The following is a 15,398-nucleotide window of genomic DNA, read 5'->3' on the forward strand; positions in this document are numbered from 1 at the left end:
ACTTTAACCTCAGTTTAAGTTAAATAGACCTTCCATGGCCTTACTTAAAAACTAAACGTCCTCTTGTTCGGATAAATATTTTTGTAACTGCTCTTTTAAATTTGCAGGGATCCCTTTGATCAGCAAAGTATCAGTGTGCTCATTGTATTGAATACGATCACCGAGATGTTTTCGCTCGAAACTGACACTCACTCCGCCACCGACTCCTGAAAATTTCACCATACTCGTGACTGTTTTCTTATCTACCGGGAATGTTTCTTCTAAATCATAGCGTTGTTCACGATAAAACGTATCAAACGACGTCCCATCACCTTTGCTAATAGTGTCTGATAACGAGACAACATCCGCATCGCTGCCCGTTGTCACACAATCATTACAGTAATCAAAGACCTGCTTACGTAAATCGTTCTTTTCTGTGCGATCGAATTCCTGCTCAGCAAAATAATCTTCAACCGCTTCGAGCATGACTTGGCTTTGCTGTTTAGCATCAATCCCTTCTTCACAACCTAGAAAATCAAGGAAGAAATCAGCGACTTTACGACCTGCTCGCCCTTTAATAAACGAAACATAACGATTATCTTCAGGCTGAGCCGACCATTGTGCAAGGTTAATTCTGGCCGCTAATTGCATGCGACTAATATCGAGGTGACGTGATGATGCTAAATCTAAATCAGATGTGATGGTGTAATGATCTTTAATATTAATTAACGCAATCATCATATAATCATCAGCGACATATCGATAATGGCAAAAGACTAAATAACCGGTTTCGTTAAAGGCGTATTTATTCAATTCTTCTTTTAAAACGTCTGTAGCCTGCTCTGTCATATTCCAAAAATGACAGTCCCCTTTACGATAGCTTTGCAATGCACTGGCTACCACACTATTTTTGTCTGCACTAAAACCACAAAACCCTTTGCCAGGTTTTCCATTGTAGGCATGGTGGAGTTGTTCGATGAATACTTCAACACGATCATTTATCGGCATCTCATCATTTCGTAGATGGATATCGATTTTTTCGTCTTTTTTGTCGACATAATGAACGACTAACCTCTCAACTTGTGTTGTCATCTTTGTTTTTCGCGCCTCCAATGTTAATATGCGAGCAATTTTTCTTGTATGAAGAAACCTTTAATGCCAATTTTATCAAAATACTCAAATGAACAAGTCGAATCAATCGTCGATGAACTGATTGCAGTTTTATCAAAACATAATGCGCCGGTCGACTTGAGTTTAATGTGTTTGGGTAACACCCTGACACATATTATCAAAGAACATGTGCCTGAGTCTAAACAAGCTGACCTAACAAGCAATTTTGCAGCAGCGTTAAGACAGTCGGTAAAATAATCAATGAATCTATCAGGACAAAGCCAATTCGCATCTAAAGCAAATCAACTGCTCAGTTGGGGGCATTGGTTTACCTTTGCCAATATTGGTTTAGCGTTAGTCATTAGTTTAGGTTATCTCGCAGCTGATACCTCACCAACCACATTGATGGGCAGTATTTATTTAGTGCTCAATTGGGTCGGTCATATCAGCTTTTTAACCTTTATGGCGTTTGTTCTGACTATTTTCCCGTTGAGTTTAGTTTTCCCCTACCCGAGACATATTCGGGGAATGGCTGCGATTTTAGCCACCCTAGGTGCATCACTTCTCGCGCTCGATGCGTTTATCTATTTTAATCTAGGCTACCATCTCAGTCTCTCTGCGTTAGAGCAAATTATCAGCCTGACTTGGCAAACGTTTGTTCAAGGCTCATTGTTAGCCACCTTTATTGCCGGTGCCTGCGTATTTTTGATTTTAGCGTTTGAATTAATTGTCAGTAATCATTGTTGGCGTCACCTAGAGCAACTCAAGCAAATCTCATGTGGTAAAAAAATTACAGCTGTTTTAGTAAGTTGTTTTGCAATGAGTCATTTATTGCATATCTGGGGCGATGCGAATTTAAAATTTGATATTACCAAACAAGATAATGTATTGCCTTTGTCTTATCCGACGACAGCGAAAAGTTTGCTTGCTAAAAATGATCTATTGGATCTTGATTTATATAACCAAGAACGTGATTTGAGTTTATCGGCCATTAGTCAAAACTATCAATTACCTGACAACATCCCCGCTTGTAGTGCGTCAACACAAAAACAAACAGCAGCTTTTTTAGTGTTCGAGACAGATGCTCAGTTACAGCAATATCTCATAGAGCAAGCTCACCCCTATTTTGCTATCGATACCTTTTTACAACCGGCACTTAGTCAAGATACGCTGTTTAACCTTATCTATGGCTTACCGGCTTATTACAAACCGGCACTGATGGGCAATCAAGCAACTCCTGCATGGTTAGATCCCGCTCTTAGTGTAAGCATCGATGGCTTTACGGATTTTAATTATTTAAATACTGATGCCCCACAGCCTACGCTGTCATTTATCAATGCTAATGCTCACAGTCAAATACAAGCCGATTTAATATTTGCCTTTAGCCTTGCTCCAAATCAAGCGCGTCCTATCCATAGTTCAACACTGTACGTAAATGATAATAACTTGCCATTACAAAGTGATATCGTGCAGCCAATGGATTTATTGGCCACCATTGTTGGGCAATTATGGCAATGCGACGAGGTAGCCAATACCACCATCATGGGACACAATCTTTATCACGCAGAACAAGAAACGGGTATTAACTATACCCAAGGTATTTTTGTTGCGTATAAAAAAGATCGCATCACACTGATTGAACCTGACGGTAGTTTTAAAAATATTTCTGCTGCGCAAGGTTTTGCCTTAGAGCACCGACTCGACGTGCCTTTTTTAGTCGAAAGTATCAAAAAACTGAAACAATTTAATCATTAACACTAGACTAAAGTACGACTTGTAGATAAATTATTCTCTGGTTATGTTTAAAATGTAACAAAAGGAGATACGATGACACTAAGCCGAGCCTTACTCAACCTATGTATATGTATCACTGTTTCAATCACCCTGCCGTTATCGGCTAATACCGATAACACACGCTTCTATCAATGTGATGGCGGCGCTAAAGGGGTGATCATTAGCCAGTTTCCTTGTAGCAAAGATGCCGAAGTAAAAACGGTTTCCACCTTTGTCCCACGTGATATCCGCAGCACCACTCAAGATGTGGTGCAATTAAACAAAATACAGTTCGACCAACAAGTTGACATTTTAGAATCTCAAATCCGTGGTTCAAAACAAAAAATCAGACAATTTCAGCGCAGCCGGATGACAGAGCGACGCGACTCACTCGAAAAACTTGAACGTTTGATGGATGCTGACACCAAAAAAGCACTCAAAAAAACAGTTAAAGCTGAAGTCTCTGTTATTGAAGACAAATATGACCGATTGGTTCAAGAGCAACGCCAACTTTTAACCAGCTTAACCAATGAATTATCTGTGTTAAAAAAACGCTATAACCAGTGATTTATCCCGAGCAGTAACTCAAAGCAAATCAGTTGCTTATTTATTGAGATTTATTAGACTCACCCCATCGATCTTTTTGAGATGTTGTTATGTTTAAAACTTTGCTCACTGCAGCGCTGGTTATCCCGTTTTCGTGTTTCTCGTTATCCTTTTCACCAGAAATACCGACCCAAGCGTTGCCGATAAATACCAATACTGATGACCTATGTCAGGTTGCATCCTCCACACGCGCTTACTTAAACAAAGGGCAACAATACGATCCCGCAGTGATCCATACTCAAGCGCTCTCGCACCTTAACATCAACCCAAAGCGCGTTTCTGAGACATTGGCGTTTATTTGTCATGTCACACAGCAAGATAAACTGCACAATCGTCCATCACGCTTGCAGTCCATCGATTTTATCAAACAACATTTTGAGTTTATTCGTTGGCAGCCAGATACAGCCAATGCCCGTCAGTTTTCTGAGCGAAAGCCGTTATTGCAACATTTACCTGATACGCAACTTTTAATGACCAAATATTATGTACATTTAGCCGATGGACAAGCCTCCCCGTCGGCACAATATCCTCATGCTTTATATGCATTGCCTTATGAGGAAATGAATTTATCGCTCGAAGAGGCAAACTCCCAGCCTGATTTAGTGCGCCATCACACCAAAAAACAGACTGTATTACAACAGGGTTTGTCTGCAGATATCGCCAAACCTCTTGTTTATTTATCCCGCAAAGATCTCGAATCTTCGTTATTACAAGGCACGGTTGTCGTCGAGGTTGATCAACAACAAAGCGTATTTAATGTGCATCGAAATAATGGCATTGCCTACAATCGAAATATCAAACCAGAGCAACAAGAGCGATACTGGTTTTTCAAGCAAGTCGACGGTATTTTAGGCTACGGAAAAGATGCTGATTATAAAATTACAGTGAAACCTGAAGTTACATTTGCCGGCGACATTAAACATCTCGGCCTTGGGCATTTATTACTGAGCCAATTTAATTTTAACGGCCATCAAGAGTATCGTTTAGCCGTGTTAGCCGATACGGGCGGTGCATTTGATGACAACCTTTACCAGCTTGATTACTTAGCGGGCAGCTATCATGGCTTTGCCGAATACGCAAAAGCCAATCGTCATTTACCCGACTATATTAATGTCTGGTTTATGGTTGTTAAACAAGCGGAGCATTAAACGATGATCGATAATCTTAAAGGGAACGAATCATGGCGTATGTTTCGCATTATCAGCGAGTTTGCAGATGGCTTCGATAAACTCTCTGACATCGGGCCTGCCGTTTCAATCTTTGGCTCTGCACGCTTAACCGAAGATTCCCCGTATTACCAAAAAACCGTGCAATTGGCACAAAAGTTAGCCCAAAACCAGTTTGCAATTATTTCTGGTGGCGGCCCTGGGATTATGGAAGCAGCAAATAGAGGTGCGTGTTTGGGCAATGGTTGCAGTGTTGGCCTTAATATCGAATTACCACACGAACAAGTTGCCAACCCTTATCAAACCGTACCGATCGAATTTCGTTATTTTTTCACCCGTAAGGTCATGTTTGTAAAACATTCTTTAGGATATGTTTGTATGCCGGGTGGATTTGGTACTCTGGATGAAACCTTCGAAGCCCTGACACTGTTACAAACAGGCCGCATCACCAGTATGCCGGTTATTTTATTCGGTACTGAGTTTTGGCAAGGTTTGATCAATTGGATAAAAGATCAGCTTATTCCGCTCGACTTAATCGAACCTATTGATTTTAATTTGTTTCATTTAACCAATGATATTGATGAAGTAGTTGAAATCTTGAACAAACATAGGTTACTGTCACATAAATAGAGTAATTACTCAAAAGAGGCTTGTATGCGCAGTGCCAGAAAAATCGCCCACACGATTTTAAATGGATACAAAAAGCATTACCAATTGTTCCAACACATCACCGCCACTGCGCCGCAGGCTTTTGCCCATGCTGATTGGCAAGCGATTCAATCGGCAACCACCGACAGGATCAGCTATTACGATATCCGAGTAAATGAGACAATTGATACGTTAAAAGCGCAATTAGGTGAACTCACACTCACTGCATCTGAGCCATTATTGTGGCAAAACACCCGTAAAATTTACCACGATTTATTACTGTTTCACCCTCAACCAGAGTTAGCCGAATCCTTCTATAATTCAGTTTTTTGTCGTCTATTTCATCGCAGTTACTTCAACAATGATTATATTTTTGTAAAAACCACACTGTGTGAACAACCGACAATTCCCTGCGCGTCTGAATACCAAAGTTACTTCCCTGTGGTCGATGGCCTCAAACAAACCATTCGGGACATCATTGCACACTTTAATTTTGATGTGCCCTTTGTTAATTTAGAGCGCGATATTCGACTGCTCGTGAAGGCTTTTTTAAAACAAGCACCCAGTACACACCACTACGCGCACCAAATGCGCTTTGATATTTTAAAAAAGCCATTTTATCGCAATAAAGCTGCTTACCTTATTGGCCGCGTGGTATCAAAAAGTGGTATTCAGCCTTTTATTGTGCCGGTATTACACCATTATAATCACGGCTTATACCTGGATGCTTTGATTACCCAATCAAGCCAAATGCGAGTGATTTTTGGTTTTGCTCGGGCGTATTTTATGGTTGAAACAGCCTCACCTTCTGCCTTAGTCCATTTTTTAAATGAGTTGATGCCCAATAAAACCCCAGCAGAGTTATATAGTGCGATTGGTTTTCATAAACAAGCTAAAACGCAATTTTACCGTGAATTACTCAACCAACTCAGTCAAACCGATCAGCAATTTATTCCGGCAGCAGGCACCAAAGGCATGGTTATGACTGTATTCACCTTGCCCACTTTCCCTTATGTTTTTAAAGTGATTAAAGATAAATTCGGCTCCGGTAAGCCTTTTGGTCGCCAAACCGTGCTCGATCGTTACCAATTGGTCAAACGCCACGATAAAGTCGGTCGCATGGCCGATACCATCGAATACTCTAATGTGGCATTACCTTTAGATAAAATTAGCCCTGAGTTACTCAGTGAGCTAAAAGAAACCGTTGCTTCTTCGTTAGAGTTTGATGGTGATCTGCTGATCATCAAACATTTGTATATCGAACGGCGCATGACGCCACTCAATTTATACTTAGAGCAGGCTAACGAGGCACAAACCCGGATTGTTATTGATGAATACGGACAAGCCTTAAAAGAAATGATTGCTGTTAATATTTTCCCTGGGGATATGCTGCTAAAAAACTTTGGTGTTACCAGCCACCAGCGGGTCATTTTTTATGACTATGATGAAGTCCAATACTTAACCGATATGAATTTTAGAGCCTTGCCACAACCGAGCAACTATGATGATTATTTAATGGCAGAATCCAGCTATTCTGTGGCACCGCAAGACGTTTTTCCTGAGCAACTGACTACGTTTGTCACCACCAACGATACGGTTCGTACATTGCTTAAAACTCTTCACCCTGAATTAATGGACGTGAAGTATTGGCAACAAGCGCAACAAAATATAAAAGCGAAGAAAATCGCCAACATTTGTCCCTATCCTAAGCATCTTAGATTTAAAAATGATTGGTAGTTGTAACATTGGCAAAGGCGCCGTATCATCATTCACAATAAGAATAATGATTGAGTTAGGTATGTAATCAATGAATATAAGTAAAATTGACCTCAACTTGTTAGTGTACCTCGATACCCTATTAAGAGAGTGCAATGTCACTCGTGCTGCAAATCAATTGAGCATCACCCAACCAGCCATGAGTAATGGCTTGAAACGCCTGCGTAATCTGCTCAATGATCCTATTTTAGTGCGCACTTCAGATGGCATGGTGCCCACTGAACGAGCACGCGAACTGCAGCCTGTTATTCGTGGCGTGTTACTGACACTTGAAGAAACCCTACAGCCCAATCGCGATTTTGAGCCGAGTCAAAGCAAACGTTGTTTTCGTATTATGGCCAGCGATTATGCAGCCAGCACACTTGCACCTAAGTTATTGTCAAAATTACAGCTCCATGCTCCCGACACCACGCTGGATATCATGACGCCGAGTGATGTCACTTTTCATGACGTTGAAAACGGTAAAGTAGACATGGCGATTAATCGATTTGAAAACTTACCCCAGTCGTTTCATCAAAAGCGAATTTGGAAAGACAGTTTTTCGTGTTTAGTCAATGCAAATAACCCCATTATTAACAACTTCAGCCTCGATGCGTATTTAAAAGCACGCCATATTTGGGTCAGTAAAACTGGCTTTGGTGTCGGGGTCGGCATGGATCCTGAAGATGTGCAAAAACTCGGTTGGGTAGATGAAGCGCTCGCAAATTTTGGCAAACACCGAAATATTGCCTCGTTTACCCGAAATTATCATGTCGCGATTCACTTAGCGAAAGAGCAAAACTTAATCGCAACATTACCTAGTAAAGCGGCCAATATTTATCGCAATGATCCTGAACTAACCATCATCGATCCGCCCTTTGCCATTCCACCTTTTGAGCTGGATATGATTTGGAGCCCACTGTTGCACCGCGATGCCAGTCATATTTGGCTGCGTCAACAAATTGCTGAAGTTGCCCACGAGTTACAAGAATAACGTCTCGTACTGTTGCCCATTCATATCAAACCGTTTCGGAAACATGAGTCATAAAAAAGGCCGGTAAAAACCGGCCTAAACGTCACACACTAAAAACAATTAGTTCATTAATTTAGCTAAAGTCGCAACTTGGTCTAACATGCGGTTTGAGAAACCCCATTCGTTATCGTACCAAGCCATTACTTTGACTAATTTTCCATCAACTTTGGTTTGTGTTGCATCAAAAATTGACGACGCAGGATTATGATTGAAATCAATAGACACTAACGGTGATTCGTTATATTCAAGAATATCTGCCATTGCGCCTTCAGATACCGCTTTGATCGCCGCATTCACTTCTTCTGCTGTTGTATCACGCTTAGCGATAAACGTCAGATCAACCAGTGATACATTGATAGTTGGAACGCGCACAGCCATGCCATCTAATTTACCAGCTAATTCAGGTAAGACTAAACCAACGGCTTTTGCAGCACCTGTTTTGGTTGGGATCATTGATTGAGTCGCACTACGTGCACGGTATAAATCACTGTGATACACGTCTGACAAGTTTTGGTCATTCGTATAGGCATGAATGGTGGTCATGCTACCTTGCTCTATACCAATTGCATCATTTAAGATTTTTGCAACTGGCGCTAAACAGTTTGTTGTACATGACGCATTTGAAATAATAATGCTATCAGGTGTGAGTACATCAGAGTTCACACCATGCACCACAGTTGCATCCATGTCAGTACCTGGGGCAGAAACAATGACGCGTTTCGCACCCGCTGTAATGTGCTTACCCGCAGTTTCACGCGATGTGAATAAACCCGTACACTCTAAAACAATATCAACGCCTAATGCTTTCCAAGGTAAATCCGCTGGATCACGCTCTTGGGTCAAAACTATTTTGTCATCAGCAACAAGCATTGCATTGTCAGCGAGTGTCACAGGGAAATTGAAACGACCATGAACAGAGTCATATTGTGTCAAATGCGCGTTAACATTGGCCGGCGCTAAATCATTAATCGCGACAATTTTAATCTCTTTATCTCGGCCTGATTCATACAAAGCACGTAATACATTACGACCAATACGACCATATCCGTTAATAGCTACCTTAATCATCTCATTCCCCTTATCTATTCAATTCACACGCTTGACGCGCTAAGTGCTCAATTGCTGTCCAGTCTTTATTAGCAATTAAGGTTTTATCTAACATCCATGTACCACCGACACAAACAACGTTTGGTAACGCTAAATAATTAGGTGCAGTCGCTAAGCTAATTCCACCGGTTGGGCAAAATTTAACTTGTGGTAGTGGGCCATTAATGGATTTAAGCATCGCTGTGCCTCCCGCCGCCTCGGCTGGGAAGAATTTCAAAAATGAAAAACCATGTGAGGCAAGCTTCATCACTTCGCTCGGCGTCGCAGCACCCGGTAAAAATGGAATATCTGTATCAGCTGCTAAAGCGAGTAGTTCATCATTCACTCCTGGGCTCACCATAAAGTCAGCACCCGCATCAACAGATGCTTGGAAAGTTTCACGATTAATCACAGTCCCTGTACCAACATACGCATCAGGCAACGCCGCTTTCATTAATTTAACCGCTTGGGCAGCAACCGGTGTTCTCAGTGTAATTTCTAATGCTCGTAAACCACCGTTATACAGTGCTTGCGCTAGCGGCACTGCATCGTCGATATTATCAATGACAACCACTGGAACCACTGGCGCTGAACGTAAAATCTTCTCAATACTCATTGTTGTTATCCTTAATTGATTACGCGTGGTTATTCTGAATCTGGGTAAATTAAGCCAAATGCACTCGCACCTAAGTCCGCACTGCTCACTGTATTTCTAAAGCCTGCAAATAATTCACGACCGGTACCAAATGTGTTGGTTTGAACACTGATTTCAACGTCACGCGCCGCTAATTCAGCCTCTTCAACATGCAGTACTAATGAGCCTGCTGGAGCATCGAGTGTGATTAAATCACCTTCGCGGATTTTACCAATCACGCCACCTTCAATCGCTTCAGGCGCAAGGTGGATAGCAGCAGGTACTTTACCTGATGCACCTGACATACGACCGTCAGTCACAATGGCCACTTTAAAGCCTTTATCTTGTTGTGACGCCATAATCGGTGTCAGTTTATGCAGCTCAGGCATACCTTTGGCTTTCGGGCCTTGTTCTTTAATTACAGCTATAAAATCAGTCTCTAATTCACCACGTGAAAACGCATCTTGCAGACCCGCTTGCGAATCAAATACTTTAGCTGGAGCCGTCACAATTTGATGCTCTTTAGCGACCGCAGATACTTTAATCACCGCATGACCTAAGTTACCTGTTAACAATTGCAGACCGCCTTGCGGGCTAAATGCATCTGAAATTGGACGAAGCACTTCTTGATCTAGCGACTCTTCAGGGCACGCCACCCACTTCACTTTTGAAGGGCCAGTTTGCGTACTCATGATTAAATTGCTGTCGTTTGCCAATAAAGGTTCAGTGGTATAAGGATCCAGACCGTCACCGACAATGGTTTTTACATCGTTGTGCAAAAAGCCTGCGCTGCGTAATTCACGCATTAAAAAGCCCATGCCACCTGCTGCTTGGAAGTGGTTTACATCCGCATGACCATTTGGATAAATACGTGCCAGTAAAGGCACCACTTCAGATAAATCTGACATATCTTTCCAAGTCAAAATTACACCGGCCGCTTTTGCAATCGCAACAAGGTGAATGGCGTGGTTAGTTGAACCACCTGTGGCCAGTAGGCCCACTAAACCATTAATAATGGTTTTTTCAGAAACCACATCCGCTAAACAATTGGCATTTTTGCTTTCAATAAGCTGTTTGAGCATTTCTTCAACAGCATGTGCCGTTAAGCCATCACGCAATTCTGTGTATGGATTAACAAATGAACTACCCGGTAAGTGCAGCCCCATGATTTCCATCAACATTTGATTACTGTTAGCGGTACCGTAAAAAGTACATGTCCCAGCACTGTGATAAGAAGCACTTTCGGCTTCAAGTAACTCATCACGCCCGACTTTACCTTGGGCAAATTGCTGACGAACACGGGCTTTTTCTTTATTAGGTAAGCCTGACTGCATTGGGCCAGCAGGTAAAAACATCGTCGGTAAGTGACCAAACGATAACGCACCAATTAATAGGCCTGGGACGATTTTGTCACACACGCCTAAACAAAATACGCCATCAAATACATCGTGAGATAACGAGACAGCTGTCGACATGGCAATGACATCGCGTGAAAACAACGATAACTCCATGCCATCACGGCCTTGCGTTACCCCATCACACATCGCAGGTACGCCACCAGCCACTTGTGCGGTTGAGTTATGTTTTTTAGCGATGTCTTTAATTAAATCTGGATAATCTTTGTAAGGTACATGTGCAGATAACATGTCATTGTATGAGTTGATGATGGCTAAATTCGGTTGTTCATCTGCTTTGAGTAATGATTTTTCGTCTGAGCTACACGCCGCCATGACGTGCGCTAAATTACCACATCCTAAACCGGCTCTGACACGTGTTTGAGATTTGGCATGATTAATTCGGGCCATGTAGGCGTCGCGAGTCGCTTTGCTTCGGTTGATTACACGTTCAGTGACTTCTTGAATACGAGGATGCAGCATAAAATTCAACTCTATTTGATAGTGGATAAAAGGCTCAGTACTACACTCTCCCGACTCCAGGGCGAGTCACAGTACTGAGCACATTTTGATTTACCCGTTCAAAGGTGCGGCATTAAGTTGTGTCTCTCACAATCACAACCTGACACCGGTGTCACTGTATTAACTCACGTTTGTGACACCGGTGTCAACCATCAAACCTAAAATTAGTTTATCTTTTTGATAATTGCTAGCTGAGATTCAAAACTTAATCGAACTGTCATCGGACAGACATAAAAAAACGCCCCTTGAGGGCGTTTGTAACAATCTGAAATTACTTTAAATAATTGCGTAAGCTGAGATCTGGTTACTGACCGATATACGGTCCGGTCGATTCTCGAGTGATCAAGGTCGCAGGTAGGTTTTCTTTAAAAATCTCGCTATCGGGTTGTTTGATTTGTTCGATTAATTTAGTCACTGCAATATGAGTCATTTGCTCTACAGGCTGAGCTATGGTGGTTAAGCCCGGCCAAATGTGGCGTGCAATTGGCGCATTATCAAAGCCCGCTATCGATAAATCATGAGGAACAGCGAGTTTTAATTGAGAGGCGACTTTAAGCACAGCCGCAGCCATGTAATCATTCGAGGCAAAAACAGCTGAAGGCCTTGGGGATAAATTCAAAATCCTTCGTGCACTGTCTTCACCTGAATGATAACTAAAGTTACCTTCATCCACTAAGCGCTCAGAAAACGTAATACCGCTTTCAGCAAGCGCTTGCTTATACCCTAAAAAACGCTGCTCTGTCGCACTATGATCTGGGTGTCCTTTAATGAAGGCAATGTCGCGATGGCCAAGCGAAATAAGCAGTTTCGTAATTTCATAGGCCGCAAAGCCATCATTGCTGCCAATCGAGATTGAATCATCATCCAACAACACTGACGCAACACGAGAATAAGGCACCTTTTTGGCTTTTAAAAACTCAACCAAAGGTTTTTGATCTGAAAAAGGAGGTGTTAAAACAATGCCATCGAGCTGAGAAGTGTGCAGCAATGTTTCGATATTATCGAGTAATGCCTGACCGCGATGTTCACAAGGGTGGATCAATAAATGATACTGTTGCTCTTGGCACGCTTTGAGCGCCCCAGTTTGCACCCGCGTAATATAACTTTTACTTGGATTATCATATAAGCAACCAATAATGAAACTGCGGTTATTCGCCAGTCCTCGTGCTATGGGATTGGGCTTATAATCGAGCTCTTTAAACGCAGCCAGCACTTTTTCACGGGTCGCATCACTGACGTTGACTTCATTATTCAACACTCGCGAGACCGTTTTTTTAGATACACCAGCGTGCTTTGCCACACTATTGATTGTGATTTTTTCCATTTCAACTCTCATTAATCAATACCATGCAGGTATTCATTACTTGTTTAACGCGCGATTAAACTCGCTGCTGCTCCAATAAATGGAATATTATCTTGGGTGACTAAGGTAACCGGAATATCTGCAACGTAATGACTCATAATGCCTTTTTGCATAAATCGGTCAGCAAATTGGCTTTGCAACAATACATCTTGCATCCGCGGTAAAATTCCACCACCGATAAACACGCCACCACGAGCGCCAAAGGTCAGCGCCAAATCACCAGCGACACTGCCGATCCAATCACAAAATTGTGCCAATGTTTGTTGGCATATATCACACTGCCCCAATAAGGCTAATTCAGAAATGCGAGCGGCAGAATAGTCTTCTACAGGTTGTTGTTTCACTGTCGCAACCGCTCGGTATAAACGCTCTAAGCCTGAGCCTGAAAAAACAGTTTCAACCGAGACATGCTTCACTTCTTGTGCGATAACACTGATCAACTGACGTTCAAATTCATTCACAGCAGCAAGGGTAATGTGCCCCGCTTCACAACTAAGAACACTTTGTTGATGATCATTAAACACCAGCGCTGCAGCACCAAAGCCAGTACCTGGCCCCATCACCGCAATATTGCTATACGTTTCAGCCGTTCCGTGTTTGATTGGCAAGTTTTGATCAGTTTTTAAATAAGGGGCTGCATATGCAAAGGCGGCAAAATCATTGATGACTTTTAATTCTTGAAAATTAAATTCTGTTTTCAAAGCATCTAACGTAAAGCGCCAACCTAAATTCGTTAAGTTAACCTCTTGCCCTTTCATCGGTCCTGCAACAGCGAGCGCAGCCCGTGTAGGCTGTGAAAAAGGTAAGGTCGCAATATACGCAGATAATACAGACTCAAGAGAAGTGAATTCAGCACTCACAAAGGTCTGCGCATGGGCGATAGTAAATTGCAGTGATGCGACATCAAAATCAGTAACCAAAGCAAAGCGTGCATTAGTTCCGCCTACATCTGCGACAATAATGGGTTGAAATTTAGTGACACTGTTCATCGTGTTTCTCTCACTTTACGGCCAAAGGCTTTTATATCGAATTGAAACATACCCATCAAATTACCCTGACACTAGTCATTGAATTCCAATTTGTGTTACCTTCTTCCCGCTACAAAAAGAAGCGCACACACCGTGGATTTTTGATAAATATACGAATTGACAACAATACGACAAAACTGCCACATTATGACACCGGTGTCAGCTAAATTTCAATAATTAACTGCCAATTCTTTCATATATTATACAAAAGTCAGGGTTTTTATTGATGGGTCCATTTTCTGTTTGGGATGTTAAATGAAAGGTAAAGCCACATCTTTTGATATTGCTCATTTTGCAGGCGTATCGCAGTCGACTGTTTCACGCGCGCTGAGAAACAGCCCGTTAGTCAATGAAGAAACGCGTAAAAAAGTGCATGAGATTGCCAAGCAGCTCAATTACAAAGTCGATAAAAATGCCAGCAACCTGCGCACCCAACAAAGCAGTACTTTGGCGTTGTTATTGTTTGAAGATCCCACTGCGGATGATTCACAAATAAATCCATTCTTTTTAGCCATGCTTGGCAGTATCACACGTGCATGCGCGCGTGCAGGTTATGATTTGTTAGTCTCATTCCAACAAGCCAGTCAAGATTGGCACGCAGACTACGAAGATAGCCACCGTGCTGATGGCCTAATTTTGCTTGGTTATGGCGATTTTATCGATTATCAAGAAAAGCTCGATAAACTGATGGCAAATCAAACCAAGTTTGTCTGTTGGGGCGCGCAAGTCCCAAACCGACCGGATCTGTCATTGCGATGTGATAATTATTTGGGTGGCCGCTTAGCAGGTCAGCATTTATTAGGGCAACAACGACGTCAGTTTGCATTTATTGGTGATGCCTCAGAGCATAGCCCTGAGTTTAATGAACGTTTTAATGGCTTTAAAGACGTATTAGTAGAACACAATATGTGCATTGACACGCGTAAAATTGCTAATGCCATCTCGACTGAAAGTTCGGGTTATCATGCCACTCATTCGTTGATCAGCAATAAAATTCAGTTTGATGCGCTATTTGCGGCCAGTGATTTAATTGCCATTGGTGCTATTCGTGCCCTTAAAGAAGCGGGTTTGTCGGTCCCTGAAGATGTATCTGTGATTGGTTTTGATGATATTCCTGTGGCGAGCTTTGTGAACCCTCCCCTAACGACTATTTCGCAAAGCACCTCAAAAGCAGGTGAAATGCTGGTCGAGAATTTATTAAAGTTAATTGCAGGTCATGAGGTCGTACACGATATCCTCACTCCAGAGCTGGTGATCAGGCAATCAACGAGCCCGCTGGCAGACTAGTTTTTGTAAAAATA

14 protein-coding genes are annotated in these 15,398 nt (G+C 42.1%); 8 read left to right on the top strand and 6 right to left on the bottom strand.

The genetic code is table 11. The features are described from left to right. Window positions 1-51: 51 nt before the first annotated feature. On the bottom strand, window positions 52-1,071 hold the full coding sequence (gene yejK / locus PULV_RS07130) for a nucleoid-associated protein YejK (protein WP_086742212.1): 1,020 nt from the start codon (window positions 1,069-1,071) through the stop codon (window positions 52-54). Between the two features lie 63 nt (window positions 1,072-1,134). On the opposite strand from yejK, the gene PULV_RS07135 reads away from it, so the two are divergent. The 7 genes from PULV_RS07135 (at window position 1,135) to PULV_RS07165 (ending at window position 8,031) form a co-directional block, all read left to right on the top strand. After that, window positions 1,135-1,347, top strand: a complete 213-nt coding sequence (locus tag PULV_RS07135) for a YejL family protein (protein ID WP_086742213.1) — start codon at window positions 1,135-1,137, stop codon at window positions 1,345-1,347. A 3-nt stretch (window positions 1,348-1,350) separates the two neighbouring features. After that, on the top strand, window positions 1,351-2,844 hold the full coding sequence (locus PULV_RS07140; RefSeq protein ID WP_193331303.1) for a DUF3413 domain-containing protein: 1,494 nt from the start codon (window positions 1,351-1,353) through the stop codon (window positions 2,842-2,844). Window positions 2,845-2,916: 72 nt separating this feature from the next. Beyond that, entirely contained in the window at window positions 2,917-3,429 is a 513-nt protein-coding gene (locus PULV_RS07145; RefSeq protein WP_086742215.1) for a BAR domain-containing protein, read from the top strand. 89 nt (window positions 3,430-3,518) lie between these two features. After that, window positions 3,519-4,616, top strand: coding sequence for a hypothetical protein (locus PULV_RS07150; RefSeq protein ID WP_193331304.1), 1,098 nt, complete (start codon window positions 3,519-3,521; stop codon window positions 4,614-4,616). A gap of 3 nt (window positions 4,617-4,619) precedes the next feature. Next, window positions 4,620-5,264 (top strand): LOG family protein, encoded by a 645-nt coding sequence (locus tag PULV_RS07155; RefSeq protein ID WP_086742217.1) that lies wholly within the window; start codon window positions 4,620-4,622, stop codon window positions 5,262-5,264. A 24-nt stretch (window positions 5,265-5,288) separates the two neighbouring features. Beyond that, complete coding sequence (gene aceK / locus PULV_RS07160) at window positions 5,289-7,019, top strand: bifunctional isocitrate dehydrogenase kinase/phosphatase (protein WP_086742218.1); 1,731 nt, start codon at window positions 5,289-5,291, stop codon at window positions 7,017-7,019. A gap of 70 nt (window positions 7,020-7,089) precedes the next feature. Next, entirely contained in the window at window positions 7,090-8,031 is a 942-nt protein-coding gene (locus PULV_RS07165; protein ID WP_193331305.1) for a LysR family transcriptional regulator, read from the top strand. A 99-nt stretch (window positions 8,032-8,130) separates the two neighbouring features. On the opposite strand, the gene gap is transcribed toward PULV_RS07165, so the two are convergent. The 5 genes from gap to glk all read right to left on the bottom strand — a co-directional run bounded on the left by gap (window position 8,131) and on the right by glk (window position 14,058). Further along, window positions 8,131-9,138 carry a type I glyceraldehyde-3-phosphate dehydrogenase gene (gap, locus tag PULV_RS07170; protein WP_193331306.1) on the bottom strand — a complete coding sequence of 336 codons (1,008 nt, stop codon included), beginning with the start codon at window positions 9,136-9,138 and terminating at the stop codon, window positions 8,131-8,133. Between the two features lie 10 nt (window positions 9,139-9,148). Then, window positions 9,149-9,772, bottom strand: a complete 624-nt coding sequence (locus PULV_RS07175) for a bifunctional 4-hydroxy-2-oxoglutarate aldolase/2-dehydro-3-deoxy-phosphogluconate aldolase (RefSeq protein ID WP_193331307.1) — start codon at window positions 9,770-9,772, stop codon at window positions 9,149-9,151. A gap of 29 nt (window positions 9,773-9,801) precedes the next feature. Continuing rightward, window positions 9,802-11,667: a phosphogluconate dehydratase gene (gene edd, locus PULV_RS07180; protein WP_193331308.1), complete on the bottom strand. Its 1,866-nt coding sequence runs from the start codon at window positions 11,665-11,667 to the stop codon at window positions 9,802-9,804. 343 nt (window positions 11,668-12,010) lie between these two features. After that, entirely contained in the window at window positions 12,011-13,030 is a 1,020-nt protein-coding gene (locus PULV_RS07185) for a LacI family DNA-binding transcriptional regulator (protein WP_086742223.1), read from the bottom strand. Between the two features lie 44 nt (window positions 13,031-13,074). Next, complete coding sequence (gene glk / locus PULV_RS07190) at window positions 13,075-14,058, bottom strand: glucokinase (protein WP_193331309.1); 984 nt, start codon at window positions 14,056-14,058, stop codon at window positions 13,075-13,077. Between the two features lie 294 nt (window positions 14,059-14,352). Here glk and PULV_RS07195 point away from each other — a divergent pair, with 294 nt between their 5' ends. After that, the gene (locus tag PULV_RS07195) at window positions 14,353-15,384 is read left to right on the top strand and encodes a LacI family DNA-binding transcriptional regulator (protein WP_086742225.1); all 1,032 of its coding nucleotides are present in this window, start codon (window positions 14,353-14,355) and stop codon (window positions 15,382-15,384) included. The last annotated feature ends 14 nt before the right edge of the window (window positions 15,385-15,398 follow it).

It is taken from the genome of Pseudoalteromonas ulvae UL12, from assembly GCF_014925405.1.
GTDB lineage: Bacteria > Pseudomonadota > Gammaproteobacteria > Enterobacterales > Alteromonadaceae > Pseudoalteromonas > Pseudoalteromonas ulvae.

Coding starts and splice junctions, on each gene's coding strand:
- yejK (WP_086742212.1), bottom strand. CDS start 1,071: ATGACAACACAAGTTGAGAGGTTAGTCGTTCATTATGTCGACAAAAAA.
- PULV_RS07135 (WP_086742213.1), top strand. CDS start 1,135: ATGCCAATTTTATCAAAATACTCAAATGAACAAGTCGAATCAATCGTC.
- PULV_RS07140 (WP_193331303.1), top strand. CDS start 1,351: ATGAATCTATCAGGACAAAGCCAATTCGCATCTAAAGCAAATCAACTG.
- PULV_RS07145 (WP_086742215.1), top strand. CDS start 2,917: ATGACACTAAGCCGAGCCTTACTCAACCTATGTATATGTATCACTGTT.
- PULV_RS07150 (WP_193331304.1), top strand. CDS start 3,519: ATGTTTAAAACTTTGCTCACTGCAGCGCTGGTTATCCCGTTTTCGTGT.
- PULV_RS07155 (WP_086742217.1), top strand. CDS start 4,620: ATGATCGATAATCTTAAAGGGAACGAATCATGGCGTATGTTTCGCATT.
- aceK (WP_086742218.1), top strand. CDS start 5,289: ATGCGCAGTGCCAGAAAAATCGCCCACACGATTTTAAATGGATACAAA.
- PULV_RS07165 (WP_193331305.1), top strand. CDS start 7,090: ATGAATATAAGTAAAATTGACCTCAACTTGTTAGTGTACCTCGATACC.
- gap (WP_193331306.1), bottom strand. CDS start 9,138: ATGATTAAGGTAGCTATTAACGGATATGGTCGTATTGGTCGTAATGTA.
- PULV_RS07175 (WP_193331307.1), bottom strand. CDS start 9,772: ATGAGTATTGAGAAGATTTTACGTTCAGCGCCAGTGGTTCCAGTGGTT.
- edd (WP_193331308.1), bottom strand. CDS start 11,667: ATGCTGCATCCTCGTATTCAAGAAGTCACTGAACGTGTAATCAACCGA.
- PULV_RS07185 (WP_086742223.1), bottom strand. CDS start 13,030: ATGGAAAAAATCACAATCAATAGTGTGGCAAAGCACGCTGGTGTATCT.
- glk (WP_193331309.1), bottom strand. CDS start 14,058: ATGAACAGTGTCACTAAATTTCAACCCATTATTGTCGCAGATGTAGGC.
- PULV_RS07195 (WP_086742225.1), top strand. CDS start 14,353: ATGAAAGGTAAAGCCACATCTTTTGATATTGCTCATTTTGCAGGCGTA.